The organism is Nibrella saemangeumensis, assembly GCF_039541915.1.
Taxonomy (GTDB): domain Bacteria; phylum Bacteroidota; class Bacteroidia; order Cytophagales; family Spirosomataceae; genus Nibrella; species Nibrella saemangeumensis.
In genome coordinates, this window is sequence record NZ_BAABHD010000018.1 from 1 (window position 1) to 1,430 (window position 1,430).

The following is a 1,430-nucleotide window of genomic DNA, read 5'->3' on the forward strand; positions in this document are numbered from 1 at the left end:
AACTAAGAACGGCCATGCACCACCATCCAAAAGATCAAGAAAGAGCTCTCAATCTGTCAATCCTTATTTTGTCTGGACCTGGTGAGTTTCCCCGTGTTGAGTCAAATTAAGCCGCAGGCTCCACGCCTTGTGGTGCCCTTCCGTCAATTTCTTTAAGTTTCAGCCTTGCGACCATACTCCCCCCAGAACCCAAAAACTTTGATTTCTCGTAAGGTGCCGAGCGGGTCATCATAGAAACACCGCCCGATCCCTAGTCGGCATAGTTTATGGTTAAGACTACGACGGTATCTGATCGTCTTCGATCCCCTAACTTTCGTTCCCTGATTAATGAAAACATCCTTGGCGAATGCTTTCGCAGTAGTTAGTCTTCAGCANCCAAGAATTTCACCTCTGACAGCTGAATACTGACGCCCCCGACTATCCCTATTAATCATTACGGCGGTCCTAGAAACCAACAAAATAGAACCGCACGTCCTATTCTATTATTCCATGCTAATGTATTCGAGCAAAGGCCTGCTTTGAACACTCTAATTTTTTCACAGTAAAAGTCCTGGTTCCCCCCACAGCCAGTGAAGGCCATGAGGTTCCCCAGAAGGAAAGGTCCAGCCGGACCAGTACTCGCGGTGAGGCGGACCGGCCAGCCAGACCCAAGGTTCAACTACGAGCTTTTTAACTGCAACAACTTTAATATACGCTATTGGAGCTGGAATTACCGCGGCTGCTGGCACCAGACTTGCCCTCCAATTGTTCCTCGTTAAGGGATTTAGATTGTACTCATTCCAATTACGAGACCCAAAAGAGCCCCGTATCAGTATTTATTGTCACTACCTCCCCGTGTCGGGATTGGGTAATTTGCGCGCCTGCTGCCTTCCTTGGATGTGGTAGCCGTTTCTCAGGCTCCCTCTCCGGAATCGAACCCTAATTCCCCGTTACCCGTTGCCACCATGGTAGGCCACTATCCTACCATCGAAAGTTGATAGGGCAGAAATTTGAATGAACCATCGCCGGCGCAAGGCCATGCGATTCGTTAAGTTATTATGATTCACCAAGGAGCCCCGAAGGGCATTGGTTTTTTATCTAATAAATACACCCCTTCCGAAGTCGAGGTTTTTAGCATGTATTAGCTCTAGAATTACCACAGGTATCCATGTAGTAAGGTACTATCAAATAAACGATAACTGATTTAATGAGCCATTCGCAGTTTCACCGTATAAATTGCTTATACTTAGACATGCATGGCTTAATCTTTGAGACAAGCATATGACTACTGGCAGAATCAACCAGATACCTAATACCTGATGGGCGCCCGCGCCAGCCGACCACCGCGCAAACGGGGCTGACCGCGCCGGGCCCACGAGCCCCCGGAGGGGCGGAGTGTATGTAGGTGAATCCAGAAGGGGCGACATGCGTCGCCCGGCCGCGCCGACCGC

General features: G+C 49.3%; 1 rRNA gene. It reads right to left on the reverse strand.

From position 1 onward, the window contains the following. Positions 1-1,292, reverse strand: a 16S ribosomal RNA gene (locus ABD949_RS06775); the annotation flags it as partial. Positions 1,293-1,430: the final 138 nt, after the last annotated feature.